Here is a 21,332-nt window from a genome sequence, read left to right as displayed (position 1 = left end):
GGATAGATGTCATGTTAGAGATTCGGAATTTGAAAGCGAAAGTGGGCGATAAGCAGATCTTGAACGGGATCAACCTGAAGGTGAATCCTGGCGAGGTCCACGCCATCATGGGGCCGAACGGGTCGGGTAAAAGCTCGCTTTCGAAAGTCATCGCGGGGCATCCCTCTTACGAGATCACCTCGGGCGACGTTTTGTTCGACGTGAATTTCAAAATGAAGTCCATCGTGGACATGGATCCGGATGAGCGTGCGAAAGAGGGTATCTTCCTCGCCTTCCAGTACCCGATCGAGGTGCCCGGCGTTTCGAATTTCAATTTTCTGCACAGTTCGCTGAACTCGATTTTGAAACACCAGGGATCGGAAGAGCTGAACGAGGAAGAGTTCCGCGCAATCCTGAAACGTAAGATGGAAATTGTGCAGATGAAACCGGAGTACATCGAGCGGCCCGTGAACGTGGGTTTCTCGGGTGGAGAAAAGAAGCGGAACGAAATCTTGCAGATGGCCGTCCTGTCACCGCGCTTGGCACTGTTGGACGAAACCGATTCGGGATTGGATATCGACGCTCTCCGTACGGTTTCGGAAGGCGTGAACCGTCTGAAGTCGAAGAACAACGCGATCGTTCTGATCACGCACTACCAGCGGCTTTTGGACTACATCAAACCCCAGTTCGTTCACGTTTTGGCGAATGGCCAGATCATTCAAACCGGTGGTCCCGAACTCGCGCTCGAGCTTGAGAAGAAGGGCTACGATTGGCTCGTGCCTAGCGGGCGTGAGACGGCGCCGCCGTCGGGTGCCGAGCAATGAGCTTGAGTCTGGCCGCCCTCCGTGAAACCGCGTTCGCCCGCGCCCAGGCCCTGGGATATCCCCAGCGCCGGACGGAGTCTTACCGTTACCTCAACTTGAAAGCCCTGCGTGAAACCGCATGGGTTCCGGCGGGGGGCGCGACGGCCGAGCAGCTGCAAGCTGCACGCGTGCTCGTGCGCGATCATGCGCTGCCGGGGCGCGAGGTTTTCGTTTTCTGGAACGGTCAGTTCGTACGGGAGCTGTCGCTCGTTGCGGACGTGGCGGAGCTGTCGCCGGTCGAATGGGCTTCGTCGATTGAAGGCGTGACCGCGAAAACTCTGGTCGTCGACTACTTCGACTCCATGAATGAATCCCGCTGGGGCGGGGGCGTACGGCTGCGCGTGGCTGAAGGGGCGAAACGGCAAGTGCAGCTTCTTTACATCTCGCAATCCGTGGGCGGTGCCACCTGGGCGCCGTCGCAAACTTTGGTCGAGGTCGCGGAAGGCGCCGACGTCGACGTGTTTGAACAACACGTCAGTGGTCCGGTGAATGCGGGATTGCGAAATCCTTGCTGGGCGCAGCCCGAGGTGCGGGTCAACGTGGCGACGGGCGCGCGACTGCAGTGGACGCAGTGGCAGAATCTTTCGGCGGCGGACTTCATGGTGCAGCGTTCGCGCTTCGTGGTCGCGGCGCGCGCGCAAGTGCGCGTTTTGCATATCGCGGCGGGGGGCGCACTCGCCCGTCAGAACGTCGATTATCACGTGAACGGTGAGGGCGCCGACGTCACGCTGAACGGGATTTCCCTCGTGGGCCCCGGGCAGACGGTCGACTTCCACACGCTGGTCGACCACGCGGTCGGTGGGTCGCAGACACGTCAGCTTTACAAAGGCATCTTGGGTTCCGACGCACAAGCCGTATTCAACGGCCGGGTCGTCATCCAGAAGAACGCGCAGAAGGCATCTAGCGAACAATTGAATCAAAATTTATTGCTCAGCGATCGGTCGGAAATCGACTCGAAGCCCGAGCTCGAAATCTTCGCGGACGACGTGAAGGCGACGCACGGGTCGGCGATCGGTCAGCTGAATGATGACGAAGTTTTCTATTTGCGCAGCCGGGGGATTCCGCGCGCGCAAGCGCAAGAGATGATCGCGCTGGGCTCCGTGGTGGGTCTGGTTGACGAATTGGATGGCGATGAGCTGAAGCAGAGCCTGACCCGGGCCCTCGGCGTCGCTTACCGGAGAATTCATGAGTGAACTGATTGGCAATCTGAACCTTGATAAATCGAAATGGCGTATGGACTTTCCGCTGCTCACGCAAAAAGTGCGGGGGAAGCAGCTTGTCTATCTCGACACGGCGGCGACTTCGTTGAAGCCTTGGCGGGTCATCGAGCGCGTCGGTCACTTCTTGACCTACCAGACCTCGAACGTCCATCGCGGAGCGCATCACCTTTCGAACGAGGCGACCGCGGCCTTTGAAGATGCCCGTCAAGGAGTCGCGTCTTTCATCGGCGCTCAGGAAGCGGCCGAGATCATTTTCACCCGCGGGACGACCGAATCGATGAACTTGGTCGCGCAAAGCTGGGGCGGCGCGAATCTGAAGGCCGGCGATGAAATTCTGATCACCGAAATGGAGCACCACTCCGGCATCGTTCCGTGGCAGCTCGTCGCCGAACGCGTGGGCGCCAAAGTCCGCGCGATTCCGGTGACCGATCAGGGCGAGCTCGATCTTTCGACGCTTCCCGAACTGCTCACGCCGAAGACGAAGGTTGTCTCGGTCGTGCACTGCTCGAATACGTTGGGTACCATCAACCCGATCAAGCAGATCGCGGCGGCCGCGAAAAAGGTCGGTGCGATCGTTGTGGTCGATGGCGCGCAGATGGTCTGCAACGCCCCCGTGAACGTGCAGGAGCTTGGCGCGGATTTTTACGCGTTTTCGGGTCACAAGATGTTCGGTCCTTACGGAGTCGGCGTCCTTTACGGTCGTCGCGAGCTCTTGACGGCGATGCCGCCGTATCAAGGGGGCGGCAGCATGATTTCCGAAGTCACCATCGAGCGCACGACTTACCACGATATTCCCCACCGCTTCGAGGCGGGGACGCCGAATATCGAAGGGGTTCTGGGGTTGAAGGCCGCCGTGGACTACATCCGGGCTCAGGATTTTGCGGCGATGGAAACGTACGAGCGCAATTTGCGTGAGGCCTTTGAAGCGAAGCTCGCCGAAATTCCGGGTTACCGCGTGATCGGGATCGCGAAAGATAAAGGTCCCATCAGTTCGTTCGTTTTCGATCAGGGCCATGCTTCGGATGTCGGACAAATTCTTGATCAAGAGAATATCGCCGTTCGGGCGGGCCACCACTGCACGCAGCCGTTGATGAAGCGACTGGGCGTCAGCGCGACGGTGCGGGCGTCTTTTTCGATTTACAATCAAATGTCCGATGTCGACGCTTTGATCAAAGGTCTGATCAAAGCGAAGGAGCTTTTGTCATGACACCCACGACACCGAATTCCGAAGTGTTGATTCGTATTCAGGACACGCCGAATCCCAATGCGTGGAAATTCGTCGTCGACCGCCCCGTGCTTCTGGAGGGGAAGGCGACTTATTCCACACCGGAGGAGGCTTACGGGAACCGTCTGGCGCTCGATCTGCTGTCGCTGCCGGGCGTGAAGCAGGTCCACTTCTTCGAGAACGTGATTACGCTGACGGCGCGTTTCGACGTCGAGCCCGAAGACATTCAACGTGATGCATGCGCCGTCATCCAAACGCGTATGCCCGTCCATGATCCTTCGTTCGGCGTGAAGGAATCGAAGAAGGCTTCGCGTGAACATCTGTCGCCCGAGCTGCAACAGATCGAAGAAATTCTTGATCGCACGATCCGCCCCGGCTTGCAAAGTGATGGCGGCGACATCGAAGTCGTGAAATTCGAAAGCAATCAACTGCACGTCGTTTACCAAGGCGCGTGCGGCACTTGTCCGAGTTCGACGACCGGAACGCTCATGGCGATCGAAGGCATCCTGCGCGACGAATTCAATCCCGCGATCGAAGTCATTCCCGTCAACTAAGCTCGTCGCAAACGTCTGAACTTTGAAAAGGCTTCGGTGAAAACCGGAGCCTTTTTCGTTTCCCCATCGTCCACCGAGATATCCACAATCGCGATCTTCGATCGCCGATGACGCGCCCCGATTTCTCCCTGAAATAATACCGCTGAAAATTGTTGACGAAAGTTTGGGCGATGCCGATGATGAGTGTATGAACCGTCGCTCCTCCCGAGCTCGGAACCGGCGGAGGTCGGGCCTCGAATCGAAGTTCGATTCCAGTGCGCAAAGCCTCGCGCTCGGTTCTCAGCGGATCATTCCATGGGAGCTCCCGCTTCTTTTACGAAGCGGGAGCTCCTCGATCGGCTGTTGTCGATGACTCGTTCATCGATGCCTTTTCCGAGAGCCTCCGCCGCAACGGAATGCGGCGGGGGTGTAGCCCGTGGCAGTTCCCGCCACGCGCGCGCGTTTCGTAAACACACTTGGATGCACGTGGTTCTGCGCTCGGAAAAAGCGACGGGCCGCTACGGATTGCGATTGCCGAAGAATTGGCTCAAGGTCGACGAGATCCGAAAACGCGCGCAAAAAGATTACGGCATCGAAATCGCCGAGATGGTGAATGCGGGAAAACTCTTGCAGTTCCGCCTCCGCGCGCACCGCAAAGAAGATCTGCAAAACTTTTTAAGGGTGATGACCTGCCTGATCGCGCGCGAAATCACGGGCGCCAAGAAGGGAAGCCCCTTCGGTCGTTTCTGGGATGGCTTAAGCTACACACGCGTGCTGAAAGATCCATCGTCGATCCGCGCGGTCGCATCCTATTTCCGAATTCTGACGGACGCCCTGTCCGCGCACCGGATCACCCCGGCGACGGCTCACCATTCCTTCGCGCTCTGGCGCTTCACTCCGCTCGAAGCCCGCGCCCAAGCCCCGCCATAAGGTACCATCTACCGCATGCGGTACGTGGTACCTTTCGTCTAGGGCTGGAAGCGGAGGTACTTGAGGTAGGCGTTCGAGGAAGTGCCTGTGTCGTTGGAGTCGTGTTGGAGCGTGATGGAGATGATGTCCATGTCGTCCACGTTGTCGTTCGGGAAAGCGCGGGCCAGGTCGTCGCGGAAATTGCGTTCGTAGATTTGCGCCGTGCCTAACATCTCCGGGTTGTTGAGCAGCAGCTGCTTCGCTTCGGGCAAGGTCGCGACCACGATGTTTTTGTTCGAGTACCAGTTTTCGTAGATGTCGCCGGCCTTGCGGTTTTCGCCCGCGACTTTCGAGCCCCAGTAGTAGCCGAAGAGCACGACGCGGTCCTTGCCCGAGTCGATGGTCGAGCGGTCGCCGTTCGCCGCACCGATGCGGATCGAGAACCAAGCTTGGAAGGCCGAGTCGTCCTTGCCGGTCTTGCCGATGACGGGATCGGCGCCGGGAACCTCTTCGGTCACGGCGAGTTTCATCGAGAATCGCGGGAAGTCGGCGGGACGGAAGCGGTAAGCCATGGTCGTCATGCGCATCGAGTTGTTCGCGGAACGCATACGGAGCCAGCCCTCTTCACCGTTGAAGGTCGCGGGCGTATAACCGAAGTTCGTATTGTCGTCGAGTCCGACCGGGGACCGCGATTCGTAGTTGAACTGGTGGTCCATGCGGAAATGCACCATGTTCTTGTGATGGAAATCGATGTTGATTCCCAGTCCGAGATTTGAAGGCAGCGCGGGATTGACGCGCACTTTTTCAAGTACCGAAGGCATCTTCTGGATGTCGAGGGTCGCGTAGGGATCGAATTTGAACGCCGACGCGGGGAGCTTCACGACGGGCTCGTAGCTGTCGGCGGGATCGGGAATGTACGGTAACAGTTGGCGATTGAGGTCGAAGGAGTTCGCGTAAACCAGCCCCTTCAAGGTCTGCTTGTTCCAGAAGTATTTCTCTTTGTTCGCTTCATCCAGAATGATCTTCGAGTTCCAAGCGAAGTTGCCGTTCCAGTCCGCGCCATTCAGCTCGCGCACGGCGGTCACGATCGAGCGCAGGAACGCTTTTTGGTTGAAACGCGACGACAGGATACCGGCCAAGTGATCGGCGGGGACGATCCCGAAGTCCACGGCGCGCAAACTTTCGGGGAATTTCGAAGAGCTCAACGGCACGACACCATCATTGTCTTCATCGAACTGCGCGATCAATTTGGTCGCGCGCATGAACAGATGCGAATCTTCGGGCGTGGAGACGAAGCTGAGCGAATAGTACCGCGTCAGTCCCGTCAGCGCGCGCGTGTTGCGGCGCCAGAAGGAGCTCATCGCCGCGGGTGTGATGGATTTCGCCGCGGTCTTCTCGGTCCGGCAGATGTCGGGACCTTTCGCTCCGGCCAAAGCGGTCACGACCTCGTAGGGCATGTCGCTTTTGTCCAAGATCGAAGAGCCTTGCAGGGGCGCCGCGATCGACACCATTCCCACGACCGAGTCCGCAACGAAGTTCGGCATCGACAGGAAGTAGTGGAGCGTATCCACGGCCCCTTTCGAGTAACTCAAGAACAGGTAGCGCGCGCGGGGCAGGCTGCGGGCCGCGCGGGAGCGGGAGTCCTCGATCAGATAGTCGCGGATGATCTTCGCGTTGTGGTCGGAGGAGCAGGTGCTTTCCACGGGCGGTTGGATCACGCGCAGGCCCAAATCGTCTTTCAACGACTGGATTCCCAAAGAGAAGATCTCTTTGTCGAAGATCGCATTGTAGATCCCCGGAACGTAAACGATGGTGATCGGGCCGAGCTTGTCGTTATAGATTTTCCCGAGCGGCGTCGGGTACATGCGGTCCTGCAGCTCGGCTTCGGTACGAATTTCCGCGAACAGCTTTTCGGCCGTGGGCAGCTTCTGATTTTCGTAAGTCGTACCCAGCGCACGGTCCGAAACCACGAGCGATTCACGGTCGCGCAGCCAAGCCGATGCGAAGTTCAGGTCGCGCGTCTCGGGTAGGAAAGTCTTCTCTTGGATGACGAGCGAATTCTGCAACAGATACGGAATCTGGTAGAGCTTCATGACCGAACGTTTTCCGGGAAGCAGGAACTGCGAAATCGAACCGAGGAATCCGGCTTCCGCGCCCCGTCCCGCATCGGCGGCGGCCGTGGGCATCTTCCAGTTTGCGGCGGTTTCGATTTTTTCACGCAGTTCGCGCACGCGGGGATCATCCATTAATTTCTCGGGCGCACCCGCGGTCAGTACCGCGTCGGTCAAGCCGCCCAGATCTTCCGGAGTCAGGATTTTCGCCATATCGAACTTTGAAATGTCGAAGTTCATGGGGGTGAGGCCCTGACCGCTGGGATCGGTCATGGGGTTTGATTTGAAGGCCTTCTGGAAATCCGCGATTTCGGAAACTAAGAAGTAGGGACGGGTATCCGAGATGAAGCGCGACAAGTGACGGAAGACCCGCGTATCGCTGAAGTCGCGCGCGTGAGTTTCGAGACCTTTTTGACGCTGTTTGCCCGCCATCACCAGCGCTTCGCGTCCGGTGGCCGAGTGCGTTTTGTAAGTGTCGCCGAACAAAGAACGGGCATCGAAGCCCAAGAGCGGGAAGATGTCCTTCGTGCGGACCTGCGCAGGCAAGGACTTGCGGTTCGAGACGAGCATTCCCGAAGACGACGAGCGCGAGAGCGCGCCGTGCGTGCGGTACATCTTCGTGAAGCCGCCCAGGGCGTTCTGGATGAAGTGACCGTCTTTCAAAGTCACGATCATATCGGGGAAGTCGAAGTTCCGGTTCGAGGCTGACTCCAGCAACCGGTAAAGCGCGTCCGGATATTCCGTCGCGGCGCTGATCTCTTCGACTTTTTCGAAGGGGATATCGGTCACCTTCGCGGCCGTGGAGTGGTAAGCCGCGTGAATTTGCAACGGATTGCCGTGTCCCGGATAGTAGCGGTACTGACGTTTCTGTTTATCGAGCTCCAGCCGTGCGTCGCCCGTGGAGGAAACGACGGTCATGATGGTTTGCCGAGCGTTGTTGCGATTCACGTACATCGCGAGATCGAACCAGCTTTCGCCGCGCAGGGCTTGCAGTAATGCGGGCATATTTTTGCGGTCTTTGAAGTAGACCGGACCCCACGAACCCAAAGCGAGCAAGGGCATGGCGACGTCGGTCTTCTCTTTTAGCTGCGGCACCATTTTCAGTCCCGCTTTTTCGATGGTTTTGGTGATCTCGACCGGCAGCAATTCTTGTTCGGGCTGACCTTCGGTGAAACGACCGCGGTTTCCGTGGTCCGAGACAAGATAGATTTCGGGGTCTTCACCGCGGGATTTGAATGCGGTCATCATCCGTTTGAGTTCGACATCCAGATCGCGGATCATCGGGTAAAGCCGGTTCAACTGCGTGTGCGCGGTTGAATCCACCGAGCCGATGTAGGCGGTAATGTGTTTTTCTTTCGAGGACAGAATCTGATCGACGACGGATTTCGCCTCCATCCGCGGAACTTCCTTCGTGGGGAAGTAAACGAGCGCCTCGATATAAGGATTGAAAACGGCGTGGAAAGCGCCCAGGTAATATTTCGGAAAGGCCAAACGTTGATAGTAGTCGCGCGGGTCACCCTGTACGGATTGGGTGGCTTCGTCGAAGAAGGTGGCTTCGACGTTTTTGATGCGGCCCTCTTCGCCGAACAGCTCCACGGTGTCGGTCATGGTCGCCCACGAAATATCGGTCATGGTGGGGAAGGGCGCGATGTGCACGGACTTGTTCGTGAACTCTTTCAGCATCCCTTGGCGTTGGGCTTCAATTAAAGCGTCGTAGCTGAGTCCATCGACCGCGATCAGGATCTTGCGTTGGGCCGCAGCGGGGGCGGCGGTTTGGGCATGAGCGCCCATACAAATCACGCTGAGGATCAGGCTGAAGATGGCTTGTGCACGCATGGCGACTCCTGGCCGTAAGGGGACCTCACCCCCGAAAGTGCAATGCTGGCACCCCCTGAGATCGAATTCAGGGCTTCCCGGCGTCTCAAAGCGGGACGGGGGACATTCCGGGTCCACGCCCGTCTAAAAGTTGGCAAAGGCACCAGAGTGCGGCTATGACCGGTTCAACGGAGATGGATCGCGTGCTTATCGCCTTGAAAGTCGGCATCGCCCTCGTGGGCATTTTGTTGTGGTTGCAGAGTCAGAAGTGGATCGGCCGCCACATGATGAATACCTCGCGTGAGATTCGTGACCGTGTTCACGAGTGGACCGCGCCCCTCTTCCACATGCTCGCGGCCCATGCGGCGGCGGCGAACGCCCTGCTGATCTCGAGCTCCCTCGTGATCGACATTCTGGGTTTTTATCTTTTGGGAAGCGCGATCTTCGGCGAGACGCTACGCCCGCTGATCGGTCTGTTTATCCTGTTCGGATTACGCCAACTCAATCAAGCGCTGACGAGTCTACCCGTGCCCGAGGGCATGATCTGGCGCCATCCCGGTTTCCCGTCGGTGTTCGTCACCTATGGCGTGAGTAACGATCTGTTCTTCTCGGGACACACGGCGCTCGCGGTCTACGGAGCTTTGGAGCTTGCGACCGCGACGGGCGGCGGGCCTTGGCTGCTTCTGGGCGTCGCGATCATCGCGTTCGAAGTGATGACGGTGTTGTTGCTGAGAGCGCACTGGACGATGGACGTTTTCGCGGGCGCGGTCACCGCGCTATGGGTTCACACCGTGGCGTTGGCCGTGGCCCCGGCCGTCGACGAAATTCTGCGCGTCTGGGCTCAGGGCCTGCCAGTTCCGTAGTCGCTCCAAAATCCATTCGGGTTGTTCGAGACTCAGATCGTGTCCCGCCGTCGGGTGCAGCTCGAGCGGCACCTTCCACGTGTTCGCGATACGGTTCGAACATTCAGGATGCACGACTTGGTCTTGTCCCGACGCGAGCATCAAGAGCGGTACGGGCGGAGGTTCGGCGCGGAACTTCGCGCGCCCGGCGAGTGCGACTTGCGCGAAGAAATTCATCGGACGCACGGGGTACTCCGCGGCCCGCTTCGCCCAGTGGGGCGCGAGCTCGCGCAGCTTTTCGTTTTCCAAAGCCGTCGTCATGGCCAGGCTGAGTTCGTCGCGGCGGACTCCCGGCGGGACCATCGAAAAGCGCGCGATCTGACGAAGGGCGCCGGGCCGCATCCGCCGGTAGATCGGTGAATTCCCCAGGCTGATGTTGATTAGAATAAGGGCCTCGACCTCTTCGGGGTGCTGGTAAGCCCATTCCAGGCCCAGGATCCCTCCGAGCGAGAAACCGAAGATGATCTTCTTACCGCTTGAAGGAACTTGCTCACGAAGGGCGGCCACGTTGCGATCCAGCCGCAGCGGCGTCGGCAAATGCCCGGTACGTCCCGTACCCAAAACGTCGGGCGTATGGATTTCATCTTGAGGAAAGGTTTCGCGCAGGCGCGGCAAAAAATCCCACCAGTGGAAGGACTCGCTCATCATCCCGCGGATCATGACCCATTGACGACTCATGCCCGCAAATTATCGCGGGCACGCTGAGGCATCAAGCTTCCGGTGAGGATGTTGAAATCAAAACTGAATGCCGGCGGGCAGGCGGGGAGCGGCCGCGGGCGCTTCGGTGCCCGCCTTGCGGAAGAAACCGCGATCCTCGCGTTTGGGCAAGGGTTTACGGCTTAGGTCGGCCTGGAGTGGGTGGCTCGAAAAAAAGCCTTCGCCCCCGATGGGAACGCCATCGATCTGCGCGGCGAGTTCGGCCTTGATCACGACGGGAGCTTGGTTCGAGACGCCGCGCACGGTGAATTCGCGAGTCCAAGTCGCTCCGGGCTCGAGTTGCAAACGTTCGCGCGCATCCAATCCCGAAACCAGTTGCACGCCCGCGGGCAGGCGCAGTTGCAGGTCCGTGTCGCCATCGAGATGGCGATTCGCGCTGACGGTGATTTGCAACCGCAGCTCTTGCGCGGGATCGTCCGGTAAATCTTGAAGATTCTGAATCGTCGCGCTGAGCGATTGATTGGGTTTCTGCGCGTGCACCGCCAGACGCGGGCGCAGTTGATCCATCAAACCAGGTTTCGTTTCATTCGGTTGCGAGAAATACCCGATGCTCGCGCCCAGCAAAATTCCGGTGATGGCCCCGAGGGCAATTTTATTTACGGGCATAGCTGGCGATCTCCGGACGGGGTTTCGATGAAATAGGTCGTGTCGGCTTTTGACGTCAGATAGTAGGCTTTGACGTTGATCAGATAACGTCCCGCCGGCAGTCCCGTGAAGTTGATGTACTCGTAGCCGGGGTAAGCGCCGCCGCCACCGGTTTCGGGATAGACGGCTTCACTGATGATGCGGATGTCGTCGGGATTTAGCAGGACGTGTTTTTCGGTGTAAACATACACGTCCAAATCGTAAGGCGTCGAAATGCTGCCGCCGGACTTCGCGTAACGCATGACCATCACGCCGTTCGCGGGATTGCCGTCGTAATCGAAGCGATAATAGTCGTTCGACTTCTGCATATTGGTCGAGGTGATATAGCCTTGGCTGTCGCGCGTATCGGCGGCGACTGTGCCTTGCAAATAGGTCGCGCTGCAGGAACCGCGGGCGGCGGCTTTCAGCGAACGGGGCTCTGCGTACTGAGTTTGGTTCGGAACCTGGCGTTCGGCGGCAAGGATCGCGTCGAGATCCGCAAGCATGCCGGACGAGTGCGAGTTCGCGAGCGTGCGCAGATTCATGTTCATTTGTCCCATGTTCTGGAAGCTCAACGCATTGTTGCCGATGTTGCGGAACGCCTGCCAGATCGGCGCGAATTTCATTTCGGCTCCGGGACCGCTGCCGTCATTGACGGCGGAATCCGCATGAATCGAAGCGTACAGCGTGCGCGCGACCGAAATTTCGCGGAAGATGCCCTCGTCCGGCCCGGGAACGTCGACGCCATTTTGTTTATCCATGCGGAAGTCGGGGAAGCTGAGCTGGGCCGTGGAGCCCATGCCGATCGCCGGGCAGCCGCCGTTTCTTTTTGTGTCTCGATAGTATGAGCGTCCCAGAACCGCGGCTTGGAAGAAATCCGCCCAACCTTCACTCCACGCCAGGCGCGGGTCGAGCTGCTCGTTTCCGTTGTGCGAACCACCGGGAGAAGAGGACTTGCCGTAAGCGTTCTCTAAGAAGTGACCGTACTCATGAAGGATGACCGAGCGGTCGAAATGATCGGTATCGGTGCAGACGTCGCCTTCGATCCCGCCGAGCATATAGATCCCGCGGTAAAGGCCGCCTCCGGATTCTGAAAGGAAGAAGGAGATCGGCGACTGGGGCGAGCCGTAATAGGCGGCGGGGGTCAGCCCTTTTTGCCAGTAGATCTGAATTTTGGGCGCGACATCGAAATCCTTCACGCAGGTCGTGCAGGAGGAAGCCGTCGTCACTTGCGTGCGCAAGTATTCATTCGCTTCGAGAATTTGATCCAGAATACTGAACGCACCGCCAAGCACGCTCGATGAATTCGTGGCGGGGGCGTTCGCGATCGTCACGGCCAGCGTGGTCTCGGAACCCGTTAGGCTGAATCCAGTGTCGAGCGAGTAGTATTGGGTATCGTAAGGGTCAGCCAGTACGCTCACGCGGTAGTGAACGTTCTCTGCGCGTGAGTTCACGCGCAAGACATAGGATCCGGCGGCGCGCGGGATCGTTAGAGAGATCGCTCCTGAGCCGTTCGTTTCGCCGCGCTGAATTTCGTTACCCGCGGCATCGAGGATGTGCACTTCGGCATGTCGGATCGGTTTCGCGGCGCCGAAGTTGTTCAGTCCCGTGGCGCCGGTATCGTCATAATAGTTGTAACGAGCGGTCCCGGTGATCGTCGTCAGGGGACCCGTGTAGGCGATGGGCTGATTGCCGGTGTACGGCTTCTCGGGAGTCTGGGGCCGGAAGGTCGGTTCGCTCGGTCCCGCATTCTTCGCGCACGCCGAGAGCAAAAGGCCGATGAAGGCCAATAGAAGTCCCAGGCGGAAGTCGCGTTGACCGATCGATACCATGACTAAGGTATCGGAAAACTCGACTTCCGCCTGAACGACAAAAGTCGGTGATCGTTAGGAAATCACGAGTTTGAACGTTCAGGACTTCGACAATTTCGGAGGAGTTTTTTCTCGAATTGAGACGAGCGAATTTCGGGCAAAAAAAAGCCCCAGAAAGGCTAGAAAGAATAACCCCATTGCAAAAAAGTGGGTGACCATGATTACGACTTTAGGCTTCCCAGTACGGGCTGGGCTTGCTCACCATCGTTAGGGACGGCCCCCGATAATATGCTTGTCGGGTTATTTTTCGTTGCTCTCTGAGACCCAAAGACAGTCTATCCAAACTTCCGCGAAAGTTCAATCGGGACTCGCGTGCTGGACGCGAAGATTCATGGATCTTCAGGACTCTTTTTGTCACTCCCGGTCGCCGAAAAGAAGGTCGTGAAGGGGGTAGAAAGTGGATACGTCTCAACTCGATTTTTACTTTCCCTTCATCGTCTTTTTTTATGGAGTTTTCGTCCTTTTTCTTGTTGATTTTCCGGCCTTCCAAAGGATTCGCGCAAACCTCGTTTTGCCCTCCCAATGGGATAACCCAGGAGGCCGCCGTTTTCTTTATACGATGACGATCGTCTGCGGACTCTGGTCGTTACAGAACATTTTGCTCGGCTAAGAGCACCGATTCTACTCACAGTAAGCGACGCCCGCGATTCGTCCCTCGGCACAATGCGCGTCCGCGTGAGTTTCGACGTCGATGATCGTCGCTTCACCACTGCAACAATAACGATTGGCGATCACTTGCCAATCGGCGCGCTCATTTTCGCAGACACGGTAATGAATGAATGCGCGGTCCGCGAAGAGTTTTTGTCCGGGCGCAAAGCAGGTCGGCGCGGTGGGAGCCACGGGCGTTTGCGGTATCACGGGCGCCGTCGGGGCGCTGGGCGCGCCGCCGGTCACGGGAGCTTCGGGCGCGCCGGTGCTCGAGAGGTCTTCCGCCGCAGCGACGCTAAGAAATTCGTTCGGCGAGCAGTTTTGAAAGAGAGCCAGAACCGAGAGGAGAAAAGTGATATAGAGAATGCGCATGGAATCTCCCTTCATCTGTTCTTAGAATGCCGTGTCCGTCGGGCGGACACGACTTACATGCTTAGCCGGATTGTCGACAACTTCGCCACGCCCTCGGAGCATCGACTCAGCTCGAGACAAAATGCCGCTTCATTCCAAAGGGTTTTTGGGTGATTTCCGCCGCCGCCTTCGGTAACCCAAAACATGTCGTTTCCTCAGGAACCCAGTTGGAAATCCCGTAAGGCCATCGTGAACGCCGCGAACGAGCAGATCGCCGCCGGCAAGGCGCCGACGAAAACGGCGGCCAAGTCCACGCGCACGAAAGCGACCGAGCAGCAAAGCTTCGAACTCGATGCCGCGATGAATGAATTCCCGGGGACCGAGGCGGCCGCGGCGGAAACTCCGGCGACCGACACACCCGTCGTTTTGACGGTGGAACAACTCAATAAAGAGATCCGGGGCACCCTCGAGAAAAAATTCGATCTGGTATGGGTGCAAGGTGAGCTTTCGAATTTCAAGCCGCACAGCTCGGGGCATTTCTATTTCTCGCTGAAAGATTCGAAAGCGCAAATCAAAGCGGTCATGTTCCGTGGCTTCAATTCACGTTTGAAGTTCAAGCCCCATGACGGACTCGAAGTGATCATGCGCGGACGCATCACGGTTTACGAGCCGCGTGGCGATTACCAGATCACCGTCGAAACGATGGAGCCCGTCGGGGCGGGCGCTCTGCAGAAAGCTTACGAGCAGCTCAAAGATAAACTTCACTCCGAAGGTTTGTTCGACGGCGCGAGGAAACGGCCCTTGCCGCCGTTCCCGCGCGGCATCGCGCTGGTCACTTCGCCGACCGGCGCCGCGATCCGCGACATGCTCAACATCCTCGCGCGCCGCAATCGTGGTATTCCCGTCACGCTGATTCCGACCATCGTGCAGGGCGAGGCCGCCGCGCCGAAAATCATCGAGGCCTTGAAGAAAGCCTACCGCTTGCCGGACGTCGACGTGATCATCGTCGGTCGCGGCGGCGGCTCGATCGAAGATCTGTGGGCCTTCAACGACGAAGCGCTCGCGCGCACGATCGCGGAGTCGCCGGTGCCGATCATTTCGGCCGTCGGTCACGAAATCGACTTCACGATCGCGGACTTCGTCGCGGACTTGCGCGCGCCGACGCCGTCGGCCGCGGCGGAACTCGTCGTGCAAAACGTCGCCGAGCTGAATGACCGCATCACGAAGTTGAAGCGGATGTTGTGGGTTTCGCTTCAGCGGACCATGACGAATACCCGCAACAACTTGAGCCATTTGCAACGTCGCCTGATCGATCCGCGCAAGACACTGCAAGACCTCATCCAGCGCAACGACGAGCTGCTGGATCGTTTGCAGACCGCGATCGAAAACCAACTGCGCCGCAAAGAATCGCGCCGCCAGCTGTTGCGTAGCCGTCTGCACTCGCCGGAAAAGACTCTCGCGGCCGCCCGCCAAACCGTGCAACAGCTGTTCACGCGACTGGATGGGGCGAACCAAAAACGCCTGCTGCGCGCGGATGCGCGATTGAAGGGCGCCATGGGGCGCTTGGATGCTTACAGTCCCTTGCGGACGCTCGATCGGGGCTACGCACTCGCTTACCGCGAGGACGGACAGACGATCGTGCGTTCGGTGGATCAGGTTGCCGTGAACGACGCCCTTCAGGTGCGGGTGAGCGATGGCTTCATCCAGGCGCAAGTGACGGGCAAAAAGAAACAAGAAAACTAAAGGAGTTCGACATGGACTTTGAAAAGAAACTGGGACGTTTGGAAGAGATCGTCCAAAAGATGGAAAAGGGCGAACTCGCCTTGGAAGATTCGCTGAAGCTGTTCGAAGAGGGCGTGCGCTTGTCGCGTGAATGCCAAACCCAGTTGACGGCGGCGGAAGCGAAAGTGAAGCAATTGACCGGCTTCGACGGCGACGGCCGTCCCGTCACGCAAGACTTCAAGAGCGAAGAGTAAGAGCCTAACCCAGGACCAGAGAGGGGTTGAATCGAATGGAAAAAGACCAGATGCAAGGAGCGACGACGAGTCATAGCTCGCCTATGGCGAGGAGGAGCGACGCTGTCAGATGGACTTTTTCCATTCGACCCGTAGGGCAGGCCGGAAAGAGCCTTGTCCTTCGTTGCATCCGGCTCGAATTGGCTTGGGCCAGTCCTTCGCCGGAGGCGCCTCGGTCAAGGCTCTTTCCGGCCTGTTCAACCCCTCTCTGGTCCTGGGTTAGGCTCTAACATGCTGGATCAGTTCCCGGGACCTCTCGAACTTATCGAGGACGCCGCGCGCGAATGGGTGGCCGAGTACGAAGCCCGCACCGAACAAACGGGGATGACCCGTTTGTCCGAGTCGATGGCGTACTCGCTGCTGACCGGAGGCAAACGCACGCGTCCCGTGCTCGGGATTCTGCTGGCCGAGGCGTTCGGCGTGCGCCCCCAGCGCGTGCTGCCCTGGGTGCTCGCGGTCGAACTGATCCACACCTACTCGCTGATTCACGACGACCTGCCCTGCATGGATGACGACGATGAACGTCGCGGTCGTCCCACGAATCACGTGGTCTTTGGCGAATCGTTCGCGCTGCTCGCGGGCGACACGCTTTTGACCGAAGCCTTCGGCCACATCGCCCGTCGCTACAATACCGATCCGGGAAAAGCGATCCGCTTGGTGCAACTGCTCAGCGAAGCGGCCGGCTACCGCGGCATGGCCGGTGGTCAGGCGCTGGATCTCGAAGCGCAGAAGGAGCTGCCGACGCGCGAGGGGCTGCTCGATATGCACGCCCGCAAGACCGGTGCGCTCTTTCGCGTGATTTGTGAAGGCGTGACCGTCGCCATCGGCAGCGAAGCGCCGGCGCAAGAGGCCGCGCGCGATTTCGGCGCGGCGCTGGGCCTTTGCTTTCAGCTCGCCGACGATATCCTGGATTCCACGCACGAAGTGGAAAAGGGAAGTTTGCCCGATTTGATCGGCGTCGCCGCGACTCAAGAACTTCTAGCTGCGGAAACCGCGCGGGCCTTGGCGCAGCTGGAGCGCCTGGGGGTGCGTCAGGGGCCGCTCGTCGAGATCGTCAAATGGAACCAAATCCGAAAAATTTAATCCGTATCGACGTCTGGCTCGTCGAGAAGGGCCTGGCGCCCAGCCGCGCGAAGGCTCAAGAGCTGATCGACGAAGGCGCCGTGCGTTTTCGCGGCCAGGTGGTCGTGGCATCGTCGCTGAAAGTGCCCGTCGCGACGACCGAAGTGGACGTGCGCGCGGACGAAGTTCTACGCTACGTTTCGCGGGGCGGACGAAAACTCGAGTCCGCGCTCGTCGAGTTGGGCCTCGACGTCACGAATTTCCACGTGCTCGACATCGGGCAAAGCACGGGCGGCTTCACCGACTGCGTCCTGCAGCGGGGCGCGAAGGCGGTGACCGGTATCGATGTCGGCAGTCAGCAGCTCGATGCGCGCGTGAAGGGCGACGGGCGAGTGACATCGTACGAGAATTTGCACTTCAAAGATCTCGCGCAACATTCCGAATTTCGCGGCCGTCGCTTCGATCTGACCGTCGCGGATCTTTCTTTCATTTCGAGTCTGGGACATTTGCCTCAGCTGAGCGCGTGGTCGTCGCGTCTTCTTCTTCTCGTGAAGCCGCAGTTCGAGCTCGGTCCCGAAGCGCTGAATAAAAAGGGACTTGTGCAAAACACCGAATTGATTTCTGATCTGAAGGCGCGTTTTGAAAATCGCGTCCATGAGCTCGGCGGCCGAATGCACGCGTGGATTCCTTCGGGACTCGCGGGCAAGGACGGCAATCAGGAGTATTTTCTTTATGCCCACTTCGAAAATGAATAGCATTCGCTTCCCCCTTATTCTGCTGTCGCTCGCGGTGCTGGCGGGTTGCCAAAGCGTCAAAAAAGCTCCCGGTCGTGAAACTCGTCCCACGACCCCTCCCGCATCGACGGGCGCCCCGCCGCCGGTCAGCGCGCCGACGGCCGACGTGGATGAGCCCGCTCCGCCGACCTCGGAAGAGCCGCTTGCGCCCGAGCCCGTCACGCCCCCGCGTCCCGAGACCCGGGCCGCGAAGATCGGCCTGATTTTGGGACCCGGCGGCATGCGCGCGTGGGCCCACGCGGGAGTGCTGCAAGAGATTCATCGCAGCCAGTTGCCGATCCAATTCATCGCGGGACTCGAGATGGGGGCGCTGCCGGCGGCTTTGTACTCGGCGAAACCCCAGGCTTTCGAACCCGAGTGGCAGATGTCGAAGCTGAAAGACGAGGACTTCGTGCGCCGGACCTTGATTGGCGGAAGCCAAGCGGTGGATCTGAAAGACTGGCGCCCCTACTTTCAGGCGCAGTTCGGAGCGACCCGGATCGATGACGCACGCATTCCCTTCGCGTGCCTAACCTACCAGAATGAAAAACAGCAGATCCTGATCCTGAATAAGGGCGGCTACGCGCAGGCCATGCCTTTTTGCCTGTCCTATCCGCCGATCTTCCGCGGTTACGAAGGACATATGGCGGCCGCGTCCCAGCTGACGGTGCTTGCGAAATATATGCGTCAAAAAGGGGCAACTCACCTGATTTACGTGGACGTCCTGGGTGATCGGGGCCGATTGCTTCCCGCGCGCGGGGACGAAAACGTTCAGCTCATCTGGAATTTGACCCAGGCGCATCTGACGAGTCAGGCCACCCTGGTGGACGACGTGCTGAGGATTCCGCTGTCGGACGAGATCACGTCTTTTTCTCGGCGCCGGGACATGATAAAGCAGGGGAAAGAAGCCGCCGCCAAGGGCCTGAAGCCCATTTTGAAGAAGTACGGACTCGACTGAGTTCACACTCCGTTTCAAGCGCGGGCGGCTTTCCAGAAGGGATCCGATATGCGCCGACCGCTTGAAAACATGAGACTCTTCCAAGAGCGCCGCCAAAAAGTGGCGGAAAAACTCAAAGACGGAGTCCTCGTCGTCGCTTCGATGCCCGAAGCGAAACGCAACGGCAACGTCGAGCATCCCTATCGCCAAGATTCGAACCTCTACTACCTGACCGGTTTCGAAGAACCGCAAAGCATCTTCGTGTTCCGGCCCGGGCGGACTCCGGAAACGGTTTTGTTCCTGCGCGAAAAAGACGTCGAACGCGAGACTTGGGACGGTTTCCGTTTCGGAACTAAGCAGACGAAAACCGATTTCAAGATCGACGAAGTCTATCCGATCGAACAGTTCGAGGAGCGTATCGCGGGCCTGATGGCGAAGGCCGACGCGCTTTACTTCCGCTTCCAAAAAAATCCCGAAGTCGACCGCTGGATGAACGCGGCTTTGTTGAATCACAAGCTGAGCACGGGCCGCAGCGGTTACGGCCTGCTGCCGGTGTTCGACGCGGACGAGTTCCTGGGCGAGTTCCGCGTGATCAAATCCGACCTCGACATTCAGAATCACCGGACCGCGTGCGAGCTGACCGCGAACGCGCACACGGAGCTCATGAAGTACACGAAGCCCGGCGTGAACGAGCGCGAACTGGAAGGTTACTTCCTGTACCAGATCATGAAAAACGGCGCGGCCCGTGTGGGTTACAACTCCATCGTGGCCGGCGGCGCGAACGCGTGCACGCTCCACTACGTTTTCAACGATCAACCGCTGAAAGACGGTGATCTGTTGTTGGTGGATGCGGGTGGCGAGTATAACTATTTCACCTCGGACATCACACGTACTTACCCGGTGAACGGACGTTTCACGAAGGCGCAGGCCGAAATTTACCAAGCGGTGCTCGACGTGCAGAAGAAAGTCATCGCGGCCGTACGTCCGGGACTTCCGTTCAACGATCTGCAGGATCTGGGAACGCAGCTGCTGACCGAAGCGATGCTCGAGCTGGGACTGTTGACCGGTCGTAAAGAGGACATCATCGCCGCGAATCTGCAGAAGAAATACTATCCCCACGGGATCGGCCACTTCCTGGGAATGGACGTTCACGACGCGGGACTTTACCTGGATCGCAAAGGCAAACGCCGCGAGATCGAACCCGGCATGGTCTTCACCGTCGAGCCCGGCATTTACATCCCGTGGAACGACGAAAGCGCGGCGGAAAAATACCGTGGTATCGGCGTGCGGATCGAGGACAACATCCTCGTCACGAACGGCGGGATCGACATCCTCACCAAGGATTGTCCCAAAGAAATCGCCGACATCGAAAAAGTGATGGCCCGAGCCTAAGCCGGGCCGATCGATATCGTTGGTCGTCGTCGACGTACGGCCAGCGTACGCCTTCCTCCTCCCGCCTCGCGCTCGACCCGGCTTGGACTCGGGAGCGGGCTTAGTCCGCGTTTTCTAGAATTTGTGGGCGAGCCAGCCGTGTTCGGCCGCTTTGCCGCGCAGGTCTTCCTCGGTTTTCCAGAGTTCGTGGCCCTCCGGGGCTGCGCCGACGGCGAGTCCCACGCGGGTCGCCGATTTCAGCAGGGCGTAGTCGCCCATGGTATTTCCCGAACAGAAAAAGGGTTTACGTCCGCCGGTCGCGGCGAGAAGCGCGTCGGGTTTGCCTTCCCGGTAGGTCATCGGTCCGAATTGCTCCGTCTGCACGACGCCGTCGACGACTTTCGTTTGCACGCCCAGAACGTCCTGCGCGCGCAATCCCAGATAGGGGGCGCCGGGTTCGACGGCCCACTTCACCGAAGCGGTCACGATGTAAACATCCACCCGGTTTTTGAGTAGAAGCTCGATCCAGCGCTTTTGCTCCTCGAAAACGGGAAGGGGGTCGAAGCTGTCGACGGAGGCTTTCGCCCAAGCTTGGACCTGCTCCAGGCGCTGACCCTGGTTGATCTGCGCGAGCCAAAGATAGGCCGGGCGGGGATCGCCGGATTCTTTCCAGTCGCGGTAGTGGCGCCAGGGATCGGCGGGCATGTTCGGTAAGTTGCTATTTTTAATCTGGTACTTGAAAAAGCTTTCGCCCAGATCGGTGTCCCACAAGGTGCCGTCGGCATCGAAAGCGGCGACCGGCCGGGGGTTGACGGAAAGCTCGTCGGCGAGCGCTTTTTCGAGAGTCCGCCAAATCTCATCGGGCCAACTTTTATAGCTCTTTTTGTACTTCACAAATCGAAGCCTATGTAGATAATGCGGCTATGTCACTGGATTTCAAAATCGTTCAGGTCTCGGAAATTCCCGAGATTTTGGATTACGAACAACGCAAGCTCGCGGAACAAATCCTCAACGAAGAGGACCGCGCGCTTTTGTCGTGGAACGCTCGCTGGCGCAAAGAAGCGCTGGAGCACTACATTCCCATGGGATGGAGTTTTCTCGCGCGCGACACGGCCGTGAAGTCGGAGTTTTCGGACGACGGATTGTTGATGGGTTACTTCATCGCGCAGCCGCTGCTCTTCCTCGACGGGCAGACGCAGAGTTTGTGGGTGGAGCATCTTCAGTACTCGTCGCTGCAAGTGCGCGATGAGATCAGTGACCTCGCTTATCGCCTGAGCCGCGAAAAGCATCTGCAGAAAGTTTATTTCCCGAAAAGCCCGGCGACGCTGAACTCGACGAAGCACATGCGCGCCGAAGAATGGAATCCGCAAGTTCTGTCCGCCAAAACTACGAAAGCGTAGGGACCG

19 protein-coding genes and 1 other RNA gene are annotated in these 21,332 nt (G+C 58.7%); 13 read left to right on the top strand and 7 right to left on the bottom strand.

Annotated features, from left to right (window positions below; all coding sequences use genetic code 11):
* The first annotated feature begins 11 nt into the window (after positions 1-11).
* From sufC to KF767_03725, 5 genes are all read left to right on the top strand, one after another.
* Complete coding sequence (gene sufC / locus KF767_03745) at positions 12-803, top strand: Fe-S cluster assembly ATPase SufC (protein ID MBX3016978.1); 792 nt, start codon at positions 12-14, stop codon at positions 801-803.
* A complete protein-coding gene (gene sufD, locus KF767_03740; GenBank protein MBX3016977.1) occupies positions 800-2,035 on the top strand; it encodes a Fe-S cluster assembly protein SufD in 1,236 nt (411 codons plus the stop codon). Before sufC ends, sufD begins: the two co-directional genes overlap by 4 nt.
* A 40-nt stretch (positions 2,036-2,075) precedes the next feature.
* A complete protein-coding gene (locus KF767_03735) occupies positions 2,076-3,269 on the top strand; it encodes a SufS family cysteine desulfurase (protein MBX3016976.1) in 1,194 nt (397 codons plus the stop codon).
* Positions 3,266-3,841: a NifU family protein gene (locus KF767_03730; GenBank protein MBX3016975.1), complete on the top strand. Its 576-nt coding sequence runs from the start codon at positions 3,266-3,268 to the stop codon at positions 3,839-3,841. The genes KF767_03735 and KF767_03730 overlap by 4 nt, the downstream gene beginning before the upstream one ends.
* Before the next feature lie 459 nt (positions 3,842-4,300).
* Positions 4,301-4,750: a hypothetical protein gene (locus KF767_03725; protein ID MBX3016974.1), complete on the top strand. Its 450-nt coding sequence runs from the start codon at positions 4,301-4,303 to the stop codon at positions 4,748-4,750.
* Positions 4,751-4,788: 38 nt separating this feature from the next.
* Here the strand turns inward: KF767_03725 and KF767_03720 are convergent, their stop codons facing one another.
* On the bottom strand, positions 4,789-8,676 hold the full coding sequence (locus tag KF767_03720; protein ID MBX3016973.1) for a hypothetical protein: 3,888 nt from the start codon (positions 8,674-8,676) through the stop codon (positions 4,789-4,791).
* Between the two features lie 155 nt (positions 8,677-8,831).
* On the opposite strand from KF767_03720, the gene KF767_03715 reads away from it, so the two are divergent.
* Positions 8,832-9,518, top strand: a complete 687-nt coding sequence (locus KF767_03715; GenBank protein MBX3016972.1) for a hypothetical protein — start codon at positions 8,832-8,834, stop codon at positions 9,516-9,518.
* Here KF767_03715 and KF767_03710 read toward each other — a convergent pair.
* The 5 genes from KF767_03710 to KF767_03690 all read right to left on the bottom strand — a co-directional run bounded on the left by KF767_03710 (position 9,432) and on the right by KF767_03690 (position 13,789).
* Entirely contained in the window at positions 9,432-10,235 is an 804-nt protein-coding gene (locus tag KF767_03710) for an alpha/beta hydrolase (GenBank protein MBX3016971.1), read from the bottom strand. The two genes, KF767_03715 and KF767_03710, sit on opposite strands and share 87 nt — an antisense overlap.
* 57 nt (positions 10,236-10,292) lie before the next feature.
* Complete coding sequence (locus KF767_03705; protein ID MBX3016970.1) at positions 10,293-10,880, bottom strand: hypothetical protein; 588 nt, start codon at positions 10,878-10,880, stop codon at positions 10,293-10,295.
* A complete protein-coding gene (locus KF767_03700; GenBank protein ID MBX3016969.1) occupies positions 10,871-12,730 on the bottom strand; it encodes a hypothetical protein in 1,860 nt (619 codons plus the stop codon). Before KF767_03700 ends, KF767_03705 begins: the two co-directional genes overlap by 10 nt.
* A gap of 168 nt (positions 12,731-12,898) precedes the next feature.
* A non-coding RNA gene (gene ssrS / locus KF767_03695) (6S RNA) lies at positions 12,899-13,012 on the bottom strand.
* A gap of 378 nt (positions 13,013-13,390) precedes the next feature.
* Entirely contained in the window at positions 13,391-13,789 is a 399-nt protein-coding gene (locus KF767_03690) for a hypothetical protein (protein MBX3016968.1), read from the bottom strand.
* A gap of 339 nt (positions 13,790-14,128) precedes the next feature.
* Between KF767_03690 and KF767_03685 the strand changes: the two genes are divergently transcribed.
* From KF767_03685 to KF767_03660, 6 genes are all read left to right on the top strand, one after another.
* Positions 14,129-15,511, top strand: a complete 1,383-nt coding sequence (locus KF767_03685) for an exodeoxyribonuclease VII large subunit (GenBank protein MBX3016967.1) — start codon at positions 14,129-14,131, stop codon at positions 15,509-15,511.
* Positions 15,512-15,522: 11 nt separating this feature from the next.
* Positions 15,523-15,744, top strand: coding sequence for an exodeoxyribonuclease VII small subunit (locus tag KF767_03680; protein ID MBX3016966.1), 222 nt, complete (start codon positions 15,523-15,525; stop codon positions 15,742-15,744).
* Positions 15,745-16,014: 270 nt separating this feature from the next.
* The gene (locus KF767_03675; protein ID MBX3016965.1) at positions 16,015-16,866 is read left to right on the top strand and encodes a polyprenyl synthetase family protein; all 852 of its coding nucleotides are present in this window, start codon (positions 16,015-16,017) and stop codon (positions 16,864-16,866) included.
* Positions 16,842-17,600, top strand: coding sequence for a TlyA family RNA methyltransferase (locus KF767_03670; protein ID MBX3016964.1), 759 nt, complete (start codon positions 16,842-16,844; stop codon positions 17,598-17,600). The genes KF767_03675 and KF767_03670 overlap by 25 nt, the downstream gene beginning before the upstream one ends.
* A complete protein-coding gene (locus KF767_03665) occupies positions 17,593-18,576 on the top strand; it encodes a patatin-like phospholipase family protein (protein ID MBX3016963.1) in 984 nt (327 codons plus the stop codon). Before KF767_03670 ends, KF767_03665 begins: the two co-directional genes overlap by 8 nt.
* Before the next feature lie 48 nt (positions 18,577-18,624).
* Positions 18,625-19,947 (top strand): aminopeptidase P family protein, encoded by a 1,323-nt coding sequence (locus tag KF767_03660; GenBank protein MBX3016962.1) that lies wholly within the window; start codon positions 18,625-18,627, stop codon positions 19,945-19,947.
* Between the two features lie 114 nt (positions 19,948-20,061).
* On the opposite strand, the gene KF767_03655 is transcribed toward KF767_03660, so the two are convergent.
* A complete protein-coding gene (locus tag KF767_03655) occupies positions 20,062-20,781 on the bottom strand; it encodes a haloacid dehalogenase-like hydrolase (protein MBX3016961.1) in 720 nt (239 codons plus the stop codon).
* Between the two features lie 68 nt (positions 20,782-20,849).
* Between KF767_03655 and KF767_03650 the strand changes: the two genes are divergently transcribed.
* Positions 20,850-21,326 carry a hypothetical protein gene (locus KF767_03650; protein ID MBX3016960.1) on the top strand — a complete coding sequence of 159 codons (477 nt, stop codon included), beginning with the start codon at positions 20,850-20,852 and terminating at the stop codon, positions 21,324-21,326.
* Positions 21,327-21,332 lie beyond the last annotated feature (6 nt).

The organism is Pseudobdellovibrionaceae bacterium (genome assembly GCA_019637875.1).
Classification (GTDB): Bacteria; Bdellovibrionota; Bdellovibrionia; order Bdellovibrionales; family Bdellovibrionaceae; genus JAHBUW01.
The sequence above is the reverse complement of the archived record's forward strand: the minus strand, read 5'-3'. Positions and strand labels throughout refer to the sequence as shown.

Bases quoted from the DNA above. Each gene is read 5' to 3' on its own strand.
- sufC (MBX3016978.1), top strand. From the start codon at position 12: ATGTTAGAGATTCGGAATTTGAAAGCGAAAGTGGGCGATAAGCAGATC.
- sufD (MBX3016977.1), top strand. From the start codon at position 800: ATGAGCTTGAGTCTGGCCGCCCTCCGTGAAACCGCGTTCGCCCGCGCC.
- KF767_03735 (MBX3016976.1), top strand. From the start codon at position 2,076: ATGGACTTTCCGCTGCTCACGCAAAAAGTGCGGGGGAAGCAGCTTGTC.
- KF767_03730 (MBX3016975.1), top strand. From the start codon at position 3,266: ATGACACCCACGACACCGAATTCCGAAGTGTTGATTCGTATTCAGGAC.
- KF767_03725 (MBX3016974.1), top strand. From the start codon at position 4,301: ATGCACGTGGTTCTGCGCTCGGAAAAAGCGACGGGCCGCTACGGATTG.
- KF767_03720 (MBX3016973.1), bottom strand. From the start codon at position 8,676: ATGCGTGCACAAGCCATCTTCAGCCTGATCCTCAGCGTGATTTGTATG.
- KF767_03715 (MBX3016972.1), top strand. From the start codon at position 8,832: ATGACCGGTTCAACGGAGATGGATCGCGTGCTTATCGCCTTGAAAGTC.
- KF767_03710 (MBX3016971.1), bottom strand. From the start codon at position 10,235: ATGAGTCGTCAATGGGTCATGATCCGCGGGATGATGAGCGAGTCCTTC.
- KF767_03705 (MBX3016970.1), bottom strand. From the start codon at position 10,880: ATGCCCGTAAATAAAATTGCCCTCGGGGCCATCACCGGAATTTTGCTG.
- KF767_03700 (MBX3016969.1), bottom strand. From the start codon at position 12,730: ATGGTATCGATCGGTCAACGCGACTTCCGCCTGGGACTTCTATTGGCC.
- KF767_03690 (MBX3016968.1), bottom strand. From the start codon at position 13,789: ATGCGCATTCTCTATATCACTTTTCTCCTCTCGGTTCTGGCTCTCTTT.
- KF767_03685 (MBX3016967.1), top strand. From the start codon at position 14,129: ATGAATGAATTCCCGGGGACCGAGGCGGCCGCGGCGGAAACTCCGGCG.
- KF767_03680 (MBX3016966.1), top strand. From the start codon at position 15,523: ATGGACTTTGAAAAGAAACTGGGACGTTTGGAAGAGATCGTCCAAAAG.
- KF767_03675 (MBX3016965.1), top strand. From the start codon at position 16,015: ATGCTGGATCAGTTCCCGGGACCTCTCGAACTTATCGAGGACGCCGCG.
- KF767_03670 (MBX3016964.1), top strand. From the start codon at position 16,842: ATGGAACCAAATCCGAAAAATTTAATCCGTATCGACGTCTGGCTCGTC.
- KF767_03665 (MBX3016963.1), top strand. From the start codon at position 17,593: ATGAATAGCATTCGCTTCCCCCTTATTCTGCTGTCGCTCGCGGTGCTG.
- KF767_03660 (MBX3016962.1), top strand. From the start codon at position 18,625: ATGCGCCGACCGCTTGAAAACATGAGACTCTTCCAAGAGCGCCGCCAA.
- KF767_03650 (MBX3016960.1), top strand. From the start codon at position 20,850: ATGTCACTGGATTTCAAAATCGTTCAGGTCTCGGAAATTCCCGAGATT.